This window comes from Aeromonas australiensis, from assembly GCF_000819725.1.
Taxonomy (GTDB): Bacteria; Pseudomonadota; Gammaproteobacteria; order Enterobacterales; family Aeromonadaceae; genus Aeromonas; species Aeromonas australiensis.
Window position 1 is genome coordinate 1 of sequence record NZ_CDDH01000040.1, and the last position, 772, is coordinate 772.

1 protein-coding gene is annotated in these 772 nt (G+C 63.2%); it reads right to left on the reverse strand.

Features of this window, described 5'->3' with window-relative positions; genetic code table 11:
• On the reverse strand, positions 1–745 hold a 745-nt coding region (locus tag BN1117_RS05370), incomplete at its 3' end, for an amino acid ABC transporter permease (protein WP_040095482.1).
• Positions 746–772: the final 27 nt, after the last annotated feature.

Genomic DNA, 772 nt, shown 5'->3' on the forward strand with positions numbered 1-772 from the left:
CCAGCCCGCTCACCTTGGCCATTCGGGCCTGTGCGGTGAGCAGCGCCTGTTCGGCCTGTTGCAGCTCAACCAGCGCCTTGGGGGCAGCAGCAAACATCTGCAGCTCGGCCTGACCATCCAGATAGTCCACCATCCGGGTGCGCAGGGTCGATTTTTCGGCAATCAGCGCCTGACCGGGACGACGGCCGAGGAAGTAGAACACCAGCGGCAGGGCAATCATGCCAAACAGCAGAATGGCACCCAGGGTAAGGGCGAGGCGACTGTCGAAAAACGACAGGAAGAAGACCAGTCCGGCAGTGCTGAGCAGGGCCGCGCCTATGGGGGTGATCAGCCGCAGATAGACGTGATCCATCGCATCGATGTCGGCCACCAGTCGGTTGAGCAGATCCGCCTGACGGAAACCGGCCAGGGTACCGGTTGAGAGCGGCGAGAGTTTCTGCCAGAACCAGACCCGCAACCGGGTCAGTACCCGGAAGGTGGCGTCGTGGCTCACTACCCGCTCACCCCAGCGACCGGCGGTGCGAATGATGGAGAAGAAGCGCACCCCGCCCGCTGGGGTCATGTAGTTAAAGGCATGGGTCGTCGCAACAGTCATCCCCGCCACGGCGGCGGCGGAGAGGAACCAGCCAGAGAGGGAGAGTAGCCCCATGCCGGCTGCCAGGGTCACCAGCGCCAGCAGCAAACCAAGGGTGAGGCTGAGCCAGTGTTGGCGATAGAGGCGCAGAAACGGCAACAGATCACTCATCGAGAGAACCTCCGGAACGTTGGGCGA